This window comes from Imperialibacter sp., from assembly GCF_040222385.1.
In the GTDB taxonomy this organism is placed as follows: domain Bacteria; phylum Bacteroidota; class Bacteroidia; order Cytophagales; family Cyclobacteriaceae; genus Imperialibacter.
The window spans coordinates 89,583-105,658 of record NZ_JAVKDF010000023.1; the positions used below are offsets into that span (position 1 = coordinate 89,583).

23 protein-coding genes are annotated in these 16,076 nt (G+C 45.3%); 21 read left to right on the plus strand and 2 right to left on the minus strand.

Annotated elements, in window-relative coordinates; all coding sequences use genetic code 11:
* Nucleotide 1 precedes the first annotated feature (1 nt).
* The 19 genes from rpsN to RIG68_RS10725 all read left to right on the plus strand — a co-directional run bounded on the left by rpsN (nucleotide 2) and on the right by RIG68_RS10725 (nucleotide 11,099).
* The gene (gene rpsN, locus RIG68_RS10635) at nucleotides 2–271 is read left to right on the plus strand and encodes a 30S ribosomal protein S14 (RefSeq protein WP_151997954.1); all 270 of its coding nucleotides are present in this window, start codon (nucleotides 2–4) and stop codon (nucleotides 269–271) included.
* A gap of 84 nt (nucleotides 272–355) precedes the next feature.
* Nucleotides 356–754, plus strand: a complete 399-nt coding sequence (rpsH, locus tag RIG68_RS10640; RefSeq protein WP_151997955.1) for a 30S ribosomal protein S8 — start codon at nucleotides 356–358, stop codon at nucleotides 752–754.
* A 12-nt stretch (nucleotides 755–766) separates the two neighbouring features.
* Nucleotides 767–1,321, plus strand: coding sequence for a 50S ribosomal protein L6 (gene rplF, locus RIG68_RS10645; protein WP_151997956.1), 555 nt, complete (start codon nucleotides 767–769; stop codon nucleotides 1,319–1,321).
* A 5-nt stretch (nucleotides 1,322–1,326) separates the two neighbouring features.
* Entirely contained in the window at nucleotides 1,327–1,677 is a 351-nt protein-coding gene (rplR, locus tag RIG68_RS10650) for a 50S ribosomal protein L18 (protein WP_151997957.1), read from the plus strand.
* A 6-nt stretch (nucleotides 1,678–1,683) separates the two neighbouring features.
* The gene (gene rpsE, locus RIG68_RS10655) at nucleotides 1,684–2,202 is read left to right on the plus strand and encodes a 30S ribosomal protein S5 (protein ID WP_151997958.1); all 519 of its coding nucleotides are present in this window, start codon (nucleotides 1,684–1,686) and stop codon (nucleotides 2,200–2,202) included.
* 5 nt (nucleotides 2,203–2,207) lie between these two features.
* Entirely contained in the window at nucleotides 2,208–2,387 is a 180-nt protein-coding gene (rpmD, locus tag RIG68_RS10660; protein WP_151997959.1) for a 50S ribosomal protein L30, read from the plus strand.
* A 4-nt stretch (nucleotides 2,388–2,391) separates the two neighbouring features.
* Nucleotides 2,392–2,838 carry a 50S ribosomal protein L15 gene (rplO, locus tag RIG68_RS10665; protein WP_317487963.1) on the plus strand — a complete coding sequence of 149 codons (447 nt, stop codon included), beginning with the start codon at nucleotides 2,392–2,394 and terminating at the stop codon, nucleotides 2,836–2,838.
* Nucleotides 2,839–2,842: 4 nt separating this feature from the next.
* Nucleotides 2,843–4,162: a preprotein translocase subunit SecY gene (secY, locus tag RIG68_RS10670; protein ID WP_350077474.1), complete on the plus strand. Its 1,320-nt coding sequence runs from the start codon at nucleotides 2,843–2,845 to the stop codon at nucleotides 4,160–4,162.
* 8 nt (nucleotides 4,163–4,170) lie between these two features.
* Nucleotides 4,171–4,389 carry a translation initiation factor IF-1 gene (gene infA, locus RIG68_RS10675; protein ID WP_151997962.1) on the plus strand — a complete coding sequence of 73 codons (219 nt, stop codon included), beginning with the start codon at nucleotides 4,171–4,173 and terminating at the stop codon, nucleotides 4,387–4,389.
* 6 nt (nucleotides 4,390–4,395) lie between these two features.
* Nucleotides 4,396–4,512 (plus strand): 50S ribosomal protein L36, encoded by a 117-nt coding sequence (rpmJ, locus tag RIG68_RS10680; RefSeq protein ID WP_151997963.1) that lies wholly within the window; start codon nucleotides 4,396–4,398, stop codon nucleotides 4,510–4,512.
* 2 nt (nucleotides 4,513–4,514) lie between these two features.
* Nucleotides 4,515–4,892 (plus strand): 30S ribosomal protein S13, encoded by a 378-nt coding sequence (rpsM, locus tag RIG68_RS10685; RefSeq protein ID WP_151997964.1) that lies wholly within the window; start codon nucleotides 4,515–4,517, stop codon nucleotides 4,890–4,892.
* Between the two features lie 12 nt (nucleotides 4,893–4,904).
* Nucleotides 4,905–5,297 carry a 30S ribosomal protein S11 gene (gene rpsK / locus RIG68_RS10690; RefSeq protein ID WP_151997965.1) on the plus strand — a complete coding sequence of 131 codons (393 nt, stop codon included), beginning with the start codon at nucleotides 4,905–4,907 and terminating at the stop codon, nucleotides 5,295–5,297.
* 19 nt (nucleotides 5,298–5,316) lie between these two features.
* Nucleotides 5,317–5,922, plus strand: coding sequence for a 30S ribosomal protein S4 (rpsD, locus tag RIG68_RS10695; RefSeq protein ID WP_350077477.1), 606 nt, complete (start codon nucleotides 5,317–5,319; stop codon nucleotides 5,920–5,922).
* A gap of 28 nt (nucleotides 5,923–5,950) precedes the next feature.
* The gene (locus tag RIG68_RS10700) at nucleotides 5,951–6,943 is read left to right on the plus strand and encodes a DNA-directed RNA polymerase subunit alpha (protein WP_151997967.1); all 993 of its coding nucleotides are present in this window, start codon (nucleotides 5,951–5,953) and stop codon (nucleotides 6,941–6,943) included.
* Between the two features lie 6 nt (nucleotides 6,944–6,949).
* Nucleotides 6,950–7,555: a 50S ribosomal protein L17 gene (gene rplQ / locus RIG68_RS10705; protein ID WP_350121940.1), complete on the plus strand. Its 606-nt coding sequence runs from the start codon at nucleotides 6,950–6,952 to the stop codon at nucleotides 7,553–7,555.
* Between the two features lie 199 nt (nucleotides 7,556–7,754).
* Complete coding sequence (gene carA, locus RIG68_RS10710) at nucleotides 7,755–8,852, plus strand: glutamine-hydrolyzing carbamoyl-phosphate synthase small subunit (RefSeq protein WP_350121942.1); 1,098 nt, start codon at nucleotides 7,755–7,757, stop codon at nucleotides 8,850–8,852.
* Nucleotides 8,853–8,859: 7 nt separating this feature from the next.
* Entirely contained in the window at nucleotides 8,860–10,140 is a 1,281-nt protein-coding gene (gene eno / locus RIG68_RS10715) for a phosphopyruvate hydratase (RefSeq protein ID WP_350077483.1), read from the plus strand.
* Between the two features lie 89 nt (nucleotides 10,141–10,229).
* Nucleotides 10,230–10,535: an FtsB family cell division protein gene (locus tag RIG68_RS10720; RefSeq protein WP_350077485.1), complete on the plus strand. Its 306-nt coding sequence runs from the start codon at nucleotides 10,230–10,232 to the stop codon at nucleotides 10,533–10,535.
* Nucleotides 10,536–10,571: 36 nt separating this feature from the next.
* On the plus strand, nucleotides 10,572–11,099 hold the full coding sequence (locus RIG68_RS10725; protein ID WP_350077487.1) for a hypothetical protein: 528 nt from the start codon (nucleotides 10,572–10,574) through the stop codon (nucleotides 11,097–11,099).
* On the opposite strand, the gene RIG68_RS10730 is transcribed toward RIG68_RS10725, so the two are convergent.
* Together RIG68_RS10730 and RIG68_RS10735 are read right to left on the minus strand one after the other, a co-directional pair.
* Nucleotides 11,096–12,163, minus strand: coding sequence for an Ldh family oxidoreductase (locus tag RIG68_RS10730; RefSeq protein WP_350121945.1), 1,068 nt, complete (start codon nucleotides 12,161–12,163; stop codon nucleotides 11,096–11,098). The two genes, RIG68_RS10725 and RIG68_RS10730, sit on opposite strands and share 4 nt — an antisense overlap.
* An 89-nt stretch (nucleotides 12,164–12,252) precedes the next feature.
* On the minus strand, nucleotides 12,253–13,191 hold the full coding sequence (locus RIG68_RS10735; RefSeq protein ID WP_350121947.1) for a Ppx/GppA phosphatase family protein: 939 nt from the start codon (nucleotides 13,189–13,191) through the stop codon (nucleotides 12,253–12,255).
* Nucleotides 13,192–13,349: 158 nt separating this feature from the next.
* Here RIG68_RS10735 and RIG68_RS10740 point away from each other — a divergent pair, with 158 nt between their 5' ends.
* Nucleotides 13,350–14,927: an acyl-CoA carboxylase subunit beta gene (locus tag RIG68_RS10740; RefSeq protein ID WP_350121949.1), complete on the plus strand. Its 1,578-nt coding sequence runs from the start codon at nucleotides 13,350–13,352 to the stop codon at nucleotides 14,925–14,927.
* Nucleotides 14,928–14,983: 56 nt separating this feature from the next.
* Nucleotides 14,984–16,054, plus strand: a complete 1,071-nt coding sequence (locus tag RIG68_RS10745) for a M42 family metallopeptidase (protein ID WP_317487952.1) — start codon at nucleotides 14,984–14,986, stop codon at nucleotides 16,052–16,054.
* The last annotated feature ends 22 nt before the right edge of the window (nucleotides 16,055–16,076 follow it).

Here is a 16,076-nt window from a genome sequence, read left to right on the forward strand (position 1 = left end):
CATGGCTAAAGAATCAGTTAAAGCACGGGAGAGAAAAAGAGAGCATTTGGTAGCAAAGTATGCTGCTAAAAGAAAGGCACTTAAAGAAGCAGGTGATTACATCGGTTTAGATAAGTTGCCCAAAAACGCTTCTCCGGTACGTCTTCACAACCGTTGTAAATTGACGGGGCGTCCAAAAGGATATATGAGGAAGTTTGGTATTTCTCGTGTAACATTTCGTGAGATGGCTTCTGATGGTAAAATACCAGGCGTGACTAAGTCAAGCTGGTAATTATTTGCCCAAGGCATATTGTTAAGAAAGAAAATAATTTATACCTTTGCAGCCCTGTTAAAAAGGGCTTAATTATTTTACTGTATGGTTACAGATCCTATAGCAGATTATCTAACACGAGTTAGAAATGCAATAAAAGCAAATCACAGAATCGTTGAGGTTCCTGCTTCTAACATCAAGAAGGAGATCACCAAGGTTCTAATGGATAAGGGATATATCCAGAACTTCAAGTTCGTTGAAGATGATAAGCAAGGTGTTATCAAGATAGCGTTGAAATACAATGCTGTTACGAAGAAAAACGCCATTTTATCTCTTGAAAGAATAAGTAAGCCTGGTTTGCGTAAGTATGCTCACGTTGAAAAAATTCCTCGTGTTCTTAATGGCTTAGGTGTAGCTATCATTTCAACCTCAAGAGGTGTAATGACAGACAAAGAGGCCAGGACACAGAATATTGGTGGAGAAGTACTTTGTTACGTTTATTAAGATATTGATGTCATGTCAAGAATAGGAAAGAAACCAGTAACTGTACCTGCCGGAGTAACCATCTCAATAGATAAAACTGTTGTTACGGTTAAAGGACCTAAAGGCCAGTTAACACAAGATATAGATCCTGACATCCAGGTTAAATTGGAGGGGTCGGAATTGGTTGTTGAAAGACCAACTGAACAAAAGCGTCATAAAGCTATGCACGGTTTGTACAGGTCTTTGATCGCTAATATGGTTGAGGGAGTAAGTAATGGTTACAAAGCGGAGCTGGAGCTGGTAGGTGTAGGTTACAAAGCCTCACATCAGGGAAACGTTCTTGAATTAAACCTTGGATACTCTCACAATATATTTTTGGCTCTGCCAGATGAAGTTAAGTTGAACACTGAAACTCCAAAAGGTAAGAACCCAACGATAAGTCTAGAAAGTATCGATAAACAGCTTATTGGACAAGTTGCTGCCAAGATCAGATCACTAAGAAAAGTAGAGCCTTACAAAGGTAAAGGTGTTCGCTTTGTGGGAGAGCAAGTTCGTAGAAAAGCTGGTAAAACTGCTGCTAAAAAATAATTAAGATGGCCACCAGTAAAGGAGACAGAAGATTAAGAATAAAAAGAGGAATCCGTAACAAGATTAGCGGAACTTCTGACAGACCCAGGCTTTCGGTTTTCAAAAGCAACAAGGGAATATATGCTCAACTAATTGATGACCTGAGTGGTCACACACTCGCAGCATCTTCTTCGGAGGATGTGGGTCAGAAGGGAAAGATCAACAATGATGTTTCTAAATTGGTTGGGAAGAAAATTGCTGAAAAGGCTAAGGAAAGCGGCTTGGCAACTTGTGTTTTTGATCGTGGTGGTTACCCATACCACGGACGTGTAAAAGCACTTGCTGAAGGAGCCAGAGAAGGTGGTCTTAAATTCTAATTGAACATGACACAGTCAAACGTAAAATCGGTAAAAGCGTCCGAAATAGATCTTAAAGAACGAGTAGTTGCCATTAACAGGGTAGCGAAAGTAGTGAAGGGTGGACGTCGTTTTAGCTTTTCAGCTATCGTAGTAGTAGGTGATGGCAATGGAGTAGTAGGCTACGGATTGGGTAAAGCCAATGAAGTAACCGATGCAATCACTAAAGGTATCGACGATGCTAAAAAGAACCTTGTTAAGGTTCCGATATTGAAAGGAACGCTTCCACACGAATCGAACGGTAAGTTCAGCGGTGGCAGGGTTTTGATTAAACCAGCTGCACCTGGTACAGGTGTAATTGCCGGTGGTGCGATGCGTGCGGTATTGGAGAGTGCAGGCGTTCACGATTGTTTGGCTAAGTCAAAAGGTTCGTCAAACCCACACAACGTGGTAAAAGCAACTTTTGACGCTCTGACAAAAATGCGTGATGCGTTCACCGTGGCTGACCAAAGAGGTGTCGAACTAGAAAAAGTTTACAAAGGATAATTCTGATGGCAAAAGTTCAGATTACACAGATAAGAAGCACAATAGGTCGTCCTGCAGTTCAAAAGGCGACAATTAAGGCTTTGGGCCTTGCAAAAATAAATCGTTCTGTAGAAAAGGAACTTACTCCTCAAATCGCAGGAATGATTGCTAAGGTTACTCATTTAGTTGAAGTTAAAGCTCTTTAAGATTATGGACTTAAGTACACTAAAACCTGCAAAGGGGTCTACCCAGAGTAGAAAGAGAATAGGAAGAGGTCAGGGCTCAGGAATGGGCGGTACTTCCACTCGTGGTCACAAAGGTGCTCAATCCAGGTCTGGCTATAGCAAGAAAAAAGGATTTGAGGGTGGTCAAATGCCACTTCAGCGCCGTGTGCCGAAGTTTGGTTTCAAGAATAGAAACAAGGTTGTTTCAAAACCAATCAATCTTGACGTGCTTCAGACACTTGTAGACACCTACAAGGTGAAAGAGGTGACTCTTGACACGCTTATTGAGCATGGATTGGCTTCTAAGAACGATACTGTTAAGGTATTGGGCAGAGGTGAGTTGAAAGCAAAAGTAGATGTATCTGCAAGTTCTTTTTCAAAAGTTGCTCAGGAAGCAATTGAAAAGGCAGGTGGTAAGGTAACCGTACTTTAATAGAATGAAGCGATTTATTAGCACCATAAGGAATATCTTTAGCATTGAGGATCTCCGTATTCGAATTTTGAACACGGTTGGATTTCTACTGATCTTTAGATTGGGATCTTATATAGTCCTTCCAGGTATTGACCCATCTAAACTTGCTGGCGAAGCCCAGGGGATATTTGGTCTGCTTGATACCTTCTTAGGTGGTGCGTTTAGTAATGCCTCCATATTTGGATTGGGCATTATGCCATACATTTCAGCTTCTATCGTTTTGCAGCTATTAACGGTAGCTGTTCCTTATTTTCAAAGATTGCAAAAGGAGGGCGATAGTGGTAGGAAGAAGATTAATCAGTATACCAGAGTATTGACCATATTTATCACGCTGGCTCAGGGAATCGGATATTTAACTGCTACTATTCCCGCAGAGGCTATTGTGATGGCCAACAGGACGTTCTTTACAGGTAGCTCAATTGTCATTCTTACGGCCGGCACTATTTTCTGTATGTGGTTGGGTGAGAAAATTACTGATAAGGGTATAGGTAATGGAATCTCAATGCTTATCATGATAGGCATCGTGTCCAGGTTCCCCGCAGCAATTATTGCTGAATCTCTGTCGAGAGGCATGAGTCAGGGGCTTATCCTCGTGCTTGAGATTGTTGCACTGTTCTTTGTAGTAATGGCGGTTGTTATGTTGACACAGGCTGTTCGAAGAATACCTGTTCAATATGCGAAGCAGGTAGTTGGCAATAAGGTATATGGCGGTCAGCGTCAGTACATTCCACTAAAGGTGAATGCAGCTGGTGTAATGCCAATCATTTTTGCTCAGTCGCTTATGTTTCTTCCGGCGCTTATTGCAAGCATCTGGGCCGACACTAGCGATATCGCTCAATATATTGGAACAACGTTTTCGGACTTTCAGTCGTGGCAATACAATGCATTGTTTGCATCGTTGATCATAATTTTCACCTTCTTTTATACAGCTATCACTATCAATCCTAATCAGATTGGTGATGATATGAAGAGAAACGGAGGTTTTATACCAGGCATTAAGCCAGGAAAGGCAACGTCTGAATTTATAGATGGAGTGCTTACAAGAATTACACTGCCAGGATCCTTGTTCCTTGCGTTGGTAGCTATTATGCCGGCATTTGCGAGTATGGCAGGTGTGACAAGAGAGTTTTCTCAGTTCTACGGCGGAACATCGCTGTTGATCATGGTGGGGGTTATTTTAGATACTTTACAGCAAATAGAAAGCTACCTTCTTATGAGACACTATGAGGGTATGATGAAGTCGGGTAGATTAAAAGGCAGATCTCAAAACGTAGCTGTAGCGTAATTTGTAATATGGCGAAACAATCATCTATAGAACAGGACGGTACGATAGTAGAAGCACTATCCAATGCGATGTTCAGAGTGGAGTTAGAGAATGGGCATCAGGTAGTAGCCCACATTTCAGGCAAAATGAGGATGAACTACATCAAGATTTTGCCAGGCGATAAAGTAAAAATGGAGATGTCGCCCTATGATTTGACAAAAGGAAGAATAGTATACAGATATAAATAAGTAGTCATGAAAGTAAAGGCATCTGTAAAGAAACGTAGCGTAGACTGCAAGATAATCCGCCGTAATGGTAAGGTGTACGTTATCAATAAGAAGAATCCTAGGTTTAAACAAAGACAAGGTTAATTATGGCTCGTATAGCTGGAGTTGATATTCCCGATAATAAAAGAGGAGAGATAGGTTTGACCTACATCTTCGGAATTGGTCGTAGAACGGCTCAGAAAATACTTGCTGAGGCTGGGATCAACTGGGACAAAAAAGTGTCGGAGTGGACTGAGGAGGAAGCGAACGCAGTTCGTTTGATCATCACTGAGAACATTAAGGTTGAGGGTGTACTGAAATCTGAAATTCAATTGAGCATCAAGCGTTTACTTGATATTGGATGTTACAGAGGACTACGTCACAGAAAAGGGTTACCTGTTAGAGGTCAGCGTACCAAAAACAATAGCCGTACTAGAAAAGGTAAGAGGAAAACAGTGGCTAACAAGAAGAAGGCTACTAAATAATAACTTTTAGCAATGGCTCAGAAGAGAAAAGACAAGGCGAAAAAGCGTGTTGTAGCTGTTGAAGCAGTTGGACAAGCACATATAAGGGCTTCATTCAACAACATCATCATTGCGATGACCAATAATAACGGACAAGTTATTTCTTGGGCTTCAGCAGGTAAGATGGGCTTCAGGGGTTCGAAGAAGAACACTCCATACGCAGCACAAGTAGCAGCACAAGACTGTGCAGCTAAGGCATATGATCAAGGACTCCGCAAGGTGGAAGTATTTGTGAAAGGCCCTGGATCAGGCAGAGAGTCTGCAATCAGGACTATTCAAAATGCTGGCATTGAAGTCACTGTGATTAAAGATGTGACCCCGCTTCCTCACAACGGATGTCGCCCGCCTAAAAGACGTAGAGTTTAATTAAAGACTGTAGAAAGAAATGGCAAGATATACTGGTCCAAAAACCAAGATTTCGAGAAAATTTGGAGAGCCCGTTTTGGGTGGTGGCAAAGCCCTTCAGAAGAAGGCTTATCCTCCGGGACAGCACGGCAGAAGCCGTCGTCGTAAGCAGTCTGAATATGCGATCCAGCTATTGGAGAAGCAGAAGGCTAAGTACCTCTACGGATTGTTGGAGAGACAATTTGCTAAGACATTCAATACTGCTCAACGCAAAGACGGCATCACTGGTGAGAACCTGTTGAAGCTTCTTGAAAGCAGACTGGACAACACTGTTTACCGTTTGGGTATTGCTCCAACAAGAAGAGGAGCACGTCAGTTAGTCCTTCACAAGCATATCACTGTAAATGGTGAAGTAGTAAATATCCCAAGTTATTCTCTTACAGCTGGAGATACTGTAGGCGTTCGTGAAAAATCTAAGTCTTTGTTGGCTATCACGGAGAGTCTTGCAGCACGTTCTTCCAATAAATTTGGCTGGCTAGAGTGGGACGGTTCACAAATGACTGGTAAGTTTATTCAAGCTCCATCGAGAGATGAAGTTCCTGAAAACATCAAGGAGCAGCTTATCGTCGAATTGTATTCAAAATAATTTTATCAATTAAACACTTTCTATTGCTATGTCAATACTAGCATTTCAAATGCCCGAGAAAGTGGTTATGGAAAAGGCCGATGATTTTCATGGGCTTTTCACCTTTAAACCGCTCGAGAAAGGATACGGAGTTACCATTGGTAACGCACTGAGAAGAATACTTCTTTCCTCTCTTGAAGGCTATGCAATTACAGCAATAAAAATACCAGGAGTTTTGCATGAATTCTCTACAATTGAGGGAGTTATGGAAGACGTAACAGAAATCATTCTGAACCTCAAAATGGTTAGGTTCAAAAAGATTGCTGACATGGTAGACAATAAAGTCACTGTCTCTATATCGAAGCAAGCTAAGTTTACAGCTGGCGACATCGGCAAGTTCACTTCTTCATTTGAAGTATTGAACCCTGAGTTGGTAATCTGTAACCTTGATCAGAGTGCACAATTCGAGATAGAAGTTACAATCGAAAAGGGTAGAGGCTATGTCGCTGCGGATGAGAACAAACCATCTGGCGATCAGGTTTTCGGATATATTCCGATTGACTCTGTTTTTACTCCTATTAAGAACGTAAAATATAGCGTGGAGAATACCAGGGTTGAGCAAAAGACTGACTACGAGCAGTTGATTCTTGACATCGAAACTGACGGTTCTATTCACCCTGAAGCAGCTCTTAAGGGAGCAGCTAATATACTTATCCAACATTTCATGTTGTTTTCTGATCAGAGCATGGTGCTTGAAGCAGCCGATGCCAAGGAGCCAGATGCCGTTGATGAGGAACTTCTTCACATGCGCAAGCTTTTGAAGACGGCGCTGAACGACCTGGATCTATCTGTTAGAGCTTACAACTGTCTGAAGGCTGCTGATGTTAAGTCATTGGGAGATCTTGTAAGACTTGAAATTTCTGATATGATGAAATTCAGAAACTTCGGTAAGAAGTCGCTTGCTGAGTTGGAACAACTTGTACAGGAGAAAGGACTTACTTTTGGTATGGACCTGGGTAAGTACAAATTAGAGGAGGATTAATTTATCATGAGACACGGTAAAAAAATAAATCACTTAGGTAGGACAGCAAGCCACAGAAAGGCGCTCCTTTCTAACATGGCGTCTTCGCTGATTCTTCATAAGCGCATAACAACAACTGTCGCTAAGGCCAAGGCACTTAGAAAGTATGTTGAGCCATTGATCACAAAGACAAAAGACGATTCTACTCACAATAGAAGAATTGTTTTCTCTTATCTGCAAAACAAGTATTCTGTACAGGAGCTGTTTGGCCCTGTGGCTGAAAAAACTGCGAGTCGCCCAGGTGGCTACACAAGGATCATCCGTTTGGGTAGCAGACTTGGTGACAACGCAGAAATCTGTATGATGGAGCTTGTTGACTTCAATGAATTGCTGATTGGAGAAGCTACAGCGAAGCCTAAGGCTAAGAGAACACGTCGTAGCAAGGCTGCTGCTGGTGCTGACGAAGCTAAAGCGTCTGCTACAGATGCAGTAGTTGTGGAAGAAGCTCCGGTAGCCGAAGGGGCTGTTGAAGAAGTTGCTGCTGAAACTACTGAAGAAGCAGCTGCCGAAGCACCTGAAGAAGGTACTGATGAGGCCAGCGCTGACGACTCAGCCGAAGAAGAGAAGAAATAATTAGAAAATAGAATATTTCAATTGAAAGGGTTGGCTTTTGTCAACCCTTTTTTGTTTTGAAGCGGTGGGTCTTAGAAAATTCTTTCTATTTTTGTGCCTGCTTATTCGCCTCTAATGTCAAGCTGGCTAATTAGTTTTGAAAGCTGGTAAGCTGTCAAATAAATCACACTAGTTATACAAAGGTAAACGCTGCATACACATGAAATACACACCGAATCCACGTGCTGTTTTACTTCTGGAAGACGGAACCTTGTACGAGGGCGACGCTATCGGTAAAATTGGAACGAGCGGAGGGGAGATTTGCTTTAACACAGGCATGACCGGCTATCAGGAGATTTATACTGATCCGTCATACTTCGGCCAGATTGTGGTGAACACAGCGTCTCATATCGGTAACTATGGAGTGAATGGGGATGAGCAGGAATCGGCTACACCGAAAATCAGTGGGGTGGTTGTGAACGAGTTTTCGAAGTTGTTTAGCCGCAAAACGGCTGACTCGAGCCTCAATGACTATTTTGTCAAACACAATACAGTCGGTATCTCGGGGCTTGATAGCCGGAGCCTCGTAAGGCACATAAGGAGCAAAGGAGCGATGAACGCAATTATCTCTTCGGAGATTTTTGACAAAGCGGAATTGATGGCTAAGCTTAAGCAGGTGCCGTCAATGGACAAGCTTGAGCTGTCTTCTAAAGTGACCACAAAAGAGGCTTACACCTTCGGCGACGAAAACAACAAAATGAAAGTGGCGGTGCTTGATCTTGGCATTAAGCAATCGATTCTCAAGAACATGGCAGCCCGAGGCATATATTGTAAAGTGTTTCCGGCGCAAACCACCTTCAAAGAAATGGAGGCATGGAAGCCGACAGGGTACTTCATTTCAAACGGCCCTGGCGACCCTTCGGTAATGGATTACGCAGTCACCACAGTAAAAGAAATTCTTGCAGCGGACAAACCGTTGTTCGGCATATGCCTTGGGCACCAGATTTTAGCGCTTGCCTGCGGTATCAGCACCTTTAAGATGCACCATGGCCACCGGGGGCTCAATCACCCTGTGAAGAACCTTGTGTCGGGAAAGAGCGAGATTACGTCGCAAAACCATGGGTTTGCAGTAAACATGGACGAGCTGAAAAGCTCTTCCGTTGCTGAACTAACGCACATACATTTGAACGACAGTTCAGTGGCGGGCATGAAATTGAAGGGCAAGAAAGTATTTTCTGTGCAGTACCATCCGGAATCTTCTCCGGGGCCGCACGACTCCAGGTATTTATTTGATCAGTTCGTTGAACATCTAAACTAAAAACATAATGAGTTTAATTGAAGGAATTCACGCAAGGCAGATTCTTGACTCCAGGGGCAATCCTACTATTGAGGTAGATGTCTACACTGAAAATGGAATTATGGGCAGAGCGGCGGTGCCGTCTGGTGCTTCTACAGGTACGCACGAGGCCGTTGAGCTTAGAGACGGTGACAAGTCGAAATACCTTGGAAAAGGTGTGCTCAAGGCTGTTGAAAACGTGAACGAGAAAATAGCCGGCGAACTGATTGGCCTTAGTGTTTTCGACCAGAAGCTTATCGACAAGATAATGATTGAGCTGGATGGCACGCCCAACAAAGGAAAGCTGGGTGCTAACGCTATTCTTGGTGTTTCTCTGGCAGTTGCTAAGGCAGCAGCACAAGAGTCAGGACAGTCTCTATTCAGATACCTTGGTGGACCTAACGCAAGCACGTTGCCAGTGCCAATGATGAACATCATCAATGGTGGTTCTCACTCAGATGCGCCCATCGCATTCCAGGAATTTATGATTCGTCCTGTAGGTGCCCCTACTTATAGCGAGGCGCTTAGAATGGGTGCTGAGATTTTCCATGCCCTTAAGAAGATTCTTCACGACAAAGGACTGAGCACTGCCGTAGGAGACGAAGGTGGATTTGCTCCTAACCTTTCAGGTGGAACAGAAGAAGGCCTTGCCGATATTTTGAAGGCGATTGAGAAGGCAGGATACAAGGCTGGAAAAGACGTAATGATTGCGTTTGACTGCGCTGCATCTGAGTTCTATGAGGACGGCAAATACAACTACAAGAAATTTGAAGGTGACTCTGGCAAAGTAAGAACAACTGCTGAGCAGGTTGAATACCTTGCTGAGCTTGTTGAGAAATATCCTGTTGATAGCATCGAAGACGGATGTGCTGAAAATGACTGGGAAGGCTGGAGACTTTTGACCGAGAAAATCGGACATAAGTGCCAGATCGTTGGTGACGACCTTTTGGTGACCAACGTGAAGTTCCTTGAAAGAGCGATCAACGAGAAGTGTGGCAACTCCATTCTTATCAAAGTCAACCAAATCGGTTCTTTGACAGAAACACTTGCAGCTATTGAAATGGCACACAAAGCTGGCTGGACAGCTGTTATTTCTCACCGCTCGGGTGAAACGGAAGATGCTACCATCGCTGATATTGCCGTGGCTACCAATGCCGGGCAGATCAAGACTGGTTCTCTTTCACGTTCCGACAGGATGGCTAAGTACAACCAGTTGCTTAGGATCGAAGAGGAATTGGGAGAAACAGCTTATTTCCCTGTTAAAAAATAATTAAGACCATTGCGTAAAATCCCGGCTGTCGTGCGCTTCGCATGTTGCCGGGATTTTTTTATTTTTGGGAAATAGACTACATTTCCAGTATGATTTCGAGGTTTTTCAAGAATCTGCCCCCCTACACGAGGAACTTCTATTTCCTCTTCACCTTCTTTTTCCTTATTTGGATGCTTTTCCTGGACTCCAACGATGTTTTTACGCAACTGCGCCTAAGTCGGAAGTTGAGTGACCTGGAGGCTCAGAAGGAGTATTATATGGAGAAAATCGAAGAGGTAAGGCAAGACCGGCACGAGCTGCTTAGCGATAGCGACCTGCTCGAGAAGTTTGCCAGAGAGCGCTACATGATGAAAAAGCCCACCGAGGACTTATACATCATAGTGGCGGAAGAGTAGACAGGTGTTATTACGGAATACAACGTTGTTTACCGCATGAAATCATTAATCGCAGCTTTCATTCTATTTTTCATTTCGTTTTCATCGTTTGCCCAAAAGGAATACGATCAGGAGAACAGCAGTTTCTTTGACAGGGTATACCTCGGCGGCAACTTTGGAGCTCAGTTTGGTTCTGTGACGTTTGTCGACCTTTCTCCGCTGGCAGGCTACATGATTACACCGAAGCTTTCAGCAGGACTTGGTGTTACCTACCAGTACATCAACTTCAAGTACTATAATGCTTCTTACTCAAACTATGGATGGCGCACCTTTGTAAGAAGGAATATTGGTCGCCAGTTCTTTGTACACGGTGAATTTGAAAATCTCAATCTACAGTTTTATAATGCCAATGACGATGTAGTAAGGCAGTGGGTGCCTGGTTTGTTTGCTGGCGGTGGGCTTTTTCAGCCAATAGGAAGAAGTGGCGGTGGCTTTATGATAAGCGCACTATACAATCTGCTGTACGACGACATCCGATCTCCCTACAACAGCCCGATAGTATTAAGGGTAGGCTTTACCTTCTAAAAGGCCACTCCAAGTTTCTCGCCGAGCTCTCTTAAATCTTTCTCCACTGGAGGCAGAAGCGGGATACCGCTTTCCATTCTTTCCTTTTCCATTTCTCTTTCCGGGTCGCCTGGTATCAGCACCCTGTCTTGCCCTTTCACTGTTTCAGCTTTTCTGAACGTGCTAATCCAATTATCCATATGCTCCTTAAACTCGTCAGCAGGACGGAAAGCGTCGACACGCATGGCGCCAAAGAAGTGGCCGATGCCTTCACCCACTGGATCAGCAGGTGGAGAGAGAAAGGCTACAAATGGAGGCACCCAGGGGCCGTAGTTAGCACCCGATAGTACAGCTGAGAAAATATCGACAATGGCACCCAGCGAGTAGCCCTTGTGTGAGCCGTGTTCTCTGTCACCACCAAGTGGAAGTAGCGCACCGCCGTCTTTCACGCCGTTGGCATTGGTTGTAGGAGTACCGTCTTTTTCCTGTACCCAGCCTAGTGGGGCATCCAGGTTCTTTCTTTGCAAAATTTCCAGCTTGCCGTTGGCCGCTGTGGTGGTGGCCATATCGGCAACGAATGGTGGCTGTGTTTTGGCGGGAATGGCCACCGAAATGGGGTTAGTACCCAGTAATCTTGTGGTGCTGAATGTTGGTGCTACCAGCGGGCTGGCGTTGGTCATGGAAATGCCAATCATGTCTTTTTCCAGCGCCATCATGCTATGGTAGCCGGCAATGCCAAAATGGTTGGATCCTTTCACTGAGACCCATCCAGTGCCTACTTTCTCAGCCTTCTCTATCGCCACTTTCATAGCAAAGGGGGCAACAACCAGTCCCAGCCCACTGTCGCCGTCGACTACCGCTGTCGAGGGCGTCTCATGCACGATCTTAATGTTGGGGGTGGCATTCACTCTCTTAGCTTCCCAAAGCCTTACATAGCCAGACAGCCGGGCTACGCCATGCGAGTCAACGCCCCGGAGGTCGGCGCTGAGGAGGACCTTAGCTCCAAGAGTAGCATTTTCTTTAGAGTGGCCAATGGCGAGAAGTATGTTTTCGGTGAAGGAAAGTAACTGCTGATATGTAAACATGTGATCTGATTTCTGGGAGGTAAAAATAGAGATAGAAGAGGTGCTACCCAATCAGAAACAGAATATTTGACCAATAATTTTACGAGGGATTAAACCCTCTTTTTGTAGAGGGAATGAATGGTCTTCAGAAGGACGCCTTCTTTCAAAGCGTAGGCCGAAACCCGGATGTTTTTGATGTCGAGCTTTTGATTGATAAAGTGAATGAGGATGCTCGCCACCACAATCATGTCCACCCGCATTTCAATCATGCCAGGCACGCTCATTCTTTCCTGCCTGTTGAAAGAGATCATCTTCTCATAGATGCCCTCGAATGCGTCCAGTGTAAAGGGAAATTCGGTGCCAAGTGGATTCTTTTCGATTTTATTATCGAGCATATAAATATCGCTCAATGTATCGAAGGTGCCCGATGAACCTACCAGCGTTTGCGGTTTGTATGTAGCACATGCTTCGAAAAGTGGCTCCAGATTCATGGCCAGGTAACTTTGTAGATTGATGACTTCTTCTGGTAAAATGGGGTCGTGGCTGTGAAACTGGTCAATGAGGCGCTGCCCACCTATTTCGAAGCTCCTCTTCCAGAAGATTTCCGATTGGTTGCCGATAATGAACTCAATGCTGCCACCGCCAATGTCCATGATGAGCACAGGCTCATCTGCCATAGGAATGGCCTTTTTAACACCGTAATAGATTGTTTCGGCTTCTTCGTCCCCAGAGATAATCCGGACTTCGATGCCCAACTCACGCTGAACTCTCTCTGCGAACTCCACACCGTTCTTCGCATTTCGGATGGCGCTGGTGGCGGTGGCAAAAACCTCATCCACTTTTTCAGCCTTCAGCACTTCGTTGAATCTTTCCAGTGCTTTCAGCGCCCTTTGCGTGGCTTCTTCCGTAATCAGACCGTGTGAAATGCCGCCTTCGCCAATTCTTACCAGCAGCTTCTCTTTAAAAAGGATGGTGAAATCATGATCTCTCACTTCCGCAACGAGCAGGTGAAAGGTATTCGTACCCATGTCAATGATTCCGACTTTCATGATTTAGTCCCTCAGCTGTGCTAAAAATTGGCGCAAGATAACACTTTATCATACCACTAAGCATATACCGTCAAAATTTAACCGGTGGGTCATATACCGTTCGTTTGAGTTCGTTTTTAGCGTATTCCACAATATCTTTGGCAATTAACCCCTACATAATGGAACAGCGACCTCCCAAAATTCATTTAGCTACCACCGACGAAAAATTTAGCAGACTTCAGGAGTTGAACGAGCAGGCATTGCTGGGCGGGGGTGAAGGCAGGATAGCCAGGCAGCATGAAAAGGGAAAGCTAACTGCCCGAGAAAGAGTTGAGCTCCTGATTGATGAAGGAACCTTCGAGGAAATTGGCAAGCTGGTGGTGCACCGATCTTCGGATTTTGGGCTGGACAAAGAGAAATACCTCGGTGACGGGGTTGTCACCGGGTATGGCAATGTGAACGGCAGGCTGGTGTATGTATTCAGTCAGGACTTCACAGTGTTTGGTGGGTCGCTGTCCGAAACATTTGCAGAGAAGATCGTAAAGATCATGGATTTGGCCATGAAGAATGGTGCACCCGTGATCGGGCTCAACGACTCAGGCGGTGCCAGGATACAGGAAGGCGTGGTGTCGCTCGCAGGTTATGCGGATATTTTCTACCGAAACACCAGGGCCTCTGGCGTGGTACCACAGATTTCGGCCATCATGGGGCCCTGTGCCGGCGGTGCAGTGTATTCACCAGCTATCACCGACTTCATTTTGATGGTGGAGGACACGTCCTACATGTTCGTGACCGGGCCTAACGTGGTTAAAACGGTGACCCAGGAAGACGTGACCTCGGAAGAGCTTGGTGGCGCAAGCACCCACTCAACCAAAAGCGGCGTAACGCACTTCTCTTGTGCCAACGAGGTGGAGTGCATCAACAATATCAAACAGCTTTTGTCGTACATGCCACAAAACTGCGAGGATGAGGCTCCGGCAGTTAACTACCAGTCGTCCGATGAGAAGCGGCCCGCACTGGACAAGATCCTCCCCAACAACCCTAACCAACCTTACGATATGCGGGAAGTGGTGAGTGAAATTGCAGACGAGGGAAGTTTTATGGAGGTGCATAAAAACTATGCAGAAAATATTATCGTTGGGTTTGCGAGGATAGGAGGGAAAAGCGTCGGCATCGTAGGCAACCAACCGGCGTCGCTGGCGGGCGTGCTCGACATCAACTCCTCTACCAAGGCTGCCAGGTTTGTACGGTTTTGCGACTGCTTCAATATCCCATTGCTGGTGCTGGTGGATGTTCCCGGCTTTTTGCCAGGCACCGACCAGGAATGGCATGGCATCATCAACCATGGAGCCAAGCTGCTCTATGCCTTCTCAGAGGCGACAGTGCCGAGAGTCACTGTGATCACCCGAAAGGCCTATGGTGGCGCCTACGACGTGATGAACAGCAAGCATATTGGTGCCGATATGAACTTTGCCTGGCCGACAGCGGAAATAGCTGTAATGGGGGCGAAAGGTGCCGCTGAGATCATTTTCAAGGGTGAAATCGCCAAAGCATCTGACCCTGCTGCTAAGCTCGACGAGAAAGTGGCAGAATACACCAACCGATTTGCGAATCCGTACGAAGCTGCTGCCAGGGGGTATATTGATGAAGTCATTATGCCGCACGAAACAAGAATCAAAGTAATGAAAGCGTTTGAGATGCTGAAGAACAAGGTAGACACACTTCCAAGAAAGAAGCACGGCAATATTCCGCTTTAGTATGCAGGAATACTCGCTGGATATAAATAACAAAAACAAGAGATAAGCAATTGACAATGGACAAGAAGAGCAGAGATTTTCTATTCAAATACTTAAATAATGCATCACCGACTGGTTTTGAGTCGTCGGGCCAGCATATATGGCTGGAGTACATGAAGCCTTATATCGATACCTATATTTCCGACACCTACGGAACGGTGGTGGGTGTGATTAACCCCGATGCGCCTTACAAGGTGGTGATTGAGGCGCATGCTGACGAGATCGCCTGGTTTGTAAATTACATTACCGACGATGGCTATATCTACGTGAGAAGAAACGGTGGTTCCGATCATCAGATTGCTCCTTCCAAAAGGGTGAACATTCATACGGACAAAGGAATTGTGAAAGGGGTGTTTGGTTGGCCGGCTATCCACGTGAGAGACTCTGCCAAAGAAGAAAGCCCGACATTAAAAAACATCTTTGTGGACATTGGAGCTACCTCAAAAGACGAAGTGGAAAAGGCGGGCGTGCATGTAGGCAGCGTGATGACGTTCGAAGATGAGCTGATAGAGCTGGGTGAGCATTACCTGTGCGGTAGAGCGCTCGACAACAGAGTGGGTGGTTTTATGATCGCCGAAACCACCAGAAGAATTGCGGAGTCGAAGGTGAAGCTGCCGTTTGGCTTGTATGTGGTGAACGCCGTGCAGGAAGAAATCGGACTGAGAGGGGCTGAAATGATTTCCAGGCGCATCAAGCCGGATGTAGCCATCATTACCGACGTGTGCCACGACACTCATGCGCCCATGTACGACAAAAAGCAGCAAGGCGATCTGAAAGCAGGCAAGGGACCAGTTTTGACTTATGGGCCGGCGGTGCAGAACAACTTGTTGAAAATGGTGATTGATGTGGCCGATAAAAACAAGATTGCCTTCCAGCGAGCCTCAGCAAGCAGAGCGACGGGTACTGACACTGATGCTTTTGCCTATTCGGCAGAAGGCGTGGCCTCGGCGCTTATTTCTTTGCCGTTGAAATACATGCATACTACGGTAGAAACCGCCCACAAAGACGACGTGGAAAACGTGATTAAGCTCATGCACGATTTTCTTGTTCAGTTGCCAGCCGGGCACGATTTCAGGTATATCAAGTAATAGTTAAAGAGGTTGCTATCTG

Excerpts from the sequence above, each read along its gene's own strand:
- rpsN (WP_151997954.1), top strand. The coding sequence starts at position 2 with ATGGCTAAAGAATCAGTTAAAGCACGGGAGAGAAAAAGAGAGCATTTG.
- rpsH (WP_151997955.1), top strand. The coding sequence starts at position 356 with ATGGTTACAGATCCTATAGCAGATTATCTAACACGAGTTAGAAATGCA.
- rplF (WP_151997956.1), top strand. The coding sequence starts at position 767 with ATGTCAAGAATAGGAAAGAAACCAGTAACTGTACCTGCCGGAGTAACC.
- rplR (WP_151997957.1), top strand. The coding sequence starts at position 1,327 with ATGGCCACCAGTAAAGGAGACAGAAGATTAAGAATAAAAAGAGGAATC.
- rpsE (WP_151997958.1), top strand. The coding sequence starts at position 1,684 with ATGACACAGTCAAACGTAAAATCGGTAAAAGCGTCCGAAATAGATCTT.
- rpmD (WP_151997959.1), top strand. The coding sequence starts at position 2,208 with ATGGCAAAAGTTCAGATTACACAGATAAGAAGCACAATAGGTCGTCCT.
- rplO (WP_317487963.1), top strand. The coding sequence starts at position 2,392 with ATGGACTTAAGTACACTAAAACCTGCAAAGGGGTCTACCCAGAGTAGA.
- secY (WP_350077474.1), top strand. The coding sequence starts at position 2,843 with ATGAAGCGATTTATTAGCACCATAAGGAATATCTTTAGCATTGAGGAT.
- infA (WP_151997962.1), top strand. The coding sequence starts at position 4,171 with ATGGCGAAACAATCATCTATAGAACAGGACGGTACGATAGTAGAAGCA.
- rpmJ (WP_151997963.1), top strand. The coding sequence starts at position 4,396 with ATGAAAGTAAAGGCATCTGTAAAGAAACGTAGCGTAGACTGCAAGATA.
- rpsM (WP_151997964.1), top strand. The coding sequence starts at position 4,515 with ATGGCTCGTATAGCTGGAGTTGATATTCCCGATAATAAAAGAGGAGAG.
- rpsK (WP_151997965.1), top strand. The coding sequence starts at position 4,905 with ATGGCTCAGAAGAGAAAAGACAAGGCGAAAAAGCGTGTTGTAGCTGTT.
- rpsD (WP_350077477.1), top strand. The coding sequence starts at position 5,317 with ATGGCAAGATATACTGGTCCAAAAACCAAGATTTCGAGAAAATTTGGA.
- RIG68_RS10700 (WP_151997967.1), top strand. The coding sequence starts at position 5,951 with ATGTCAATACTAGCATTTCAAATGCCCGAGAAAGTGGTTATGGAAAAG.
- rplQ (WP_350121940.1), top strand. The coding sequence starts at position 6,950 with ATGAGACACGGTAAAAAAATAAATCACTTAGGTAGGACAGCAAGCCAC.
- carA (WP_350121942.1), top strand. The coding sequence starts at position 7,755 with ATGAAATACACACCGAATCCACGTGCTGTTTTACTTCTGGAAGACGGA.
- eno (WP_350077483.1), top strand. The coding sequence starts at position 8,860 with ATGAGTTTAATTGAAGGAATTCACGCAAGGCAGATTCTTGACTCCAGG.
- RIG68_RS10720 (WP_350077485.1), top strand. The coding sequence starts at position 10,230 with ATGATTTCGAGGTTTTTCAAGAATCTGCCCCCCTACACGAGGAACTTC.
- RIG68_RS10725 (WP_350077487.1), top strand. The coding sequence starts at position 10,572 with ATGAAATCATTAATCGCAGCTTTCATTCTATTTTTCATTTCGTTTTCA.
- RIG68_RS10730 (WP_350121945.1), bottom strand. The coding sequence starts at position 12,163 with ATGTTTACATATCAGCAGTTACTTTCCTTCACCGAAAACATACTTCTC.
- RIG68_RS10735 (WP_350121947.1), bottom strand. The coding sequence starts at position 13,191 with ATGAAAGTCGGAATCATTGACATGGGTACGAATACCTTTCACCTGCTC.
- RIG68_RS10740 (WP_350121949.1), top strand. The coding sequence starts at position 13,350 with ATGGAACAGCGACCTCCCAAAATTCATTTAGCTACCACCGACGAAAAA.
- RIG68_RS10745 (WP_317487952.1), top strand. The coding sequence starts at position 14,984 with ATGGACAAGAAGAGCAGAGATTTTCTATTCAAATACTTAAATAATGCA.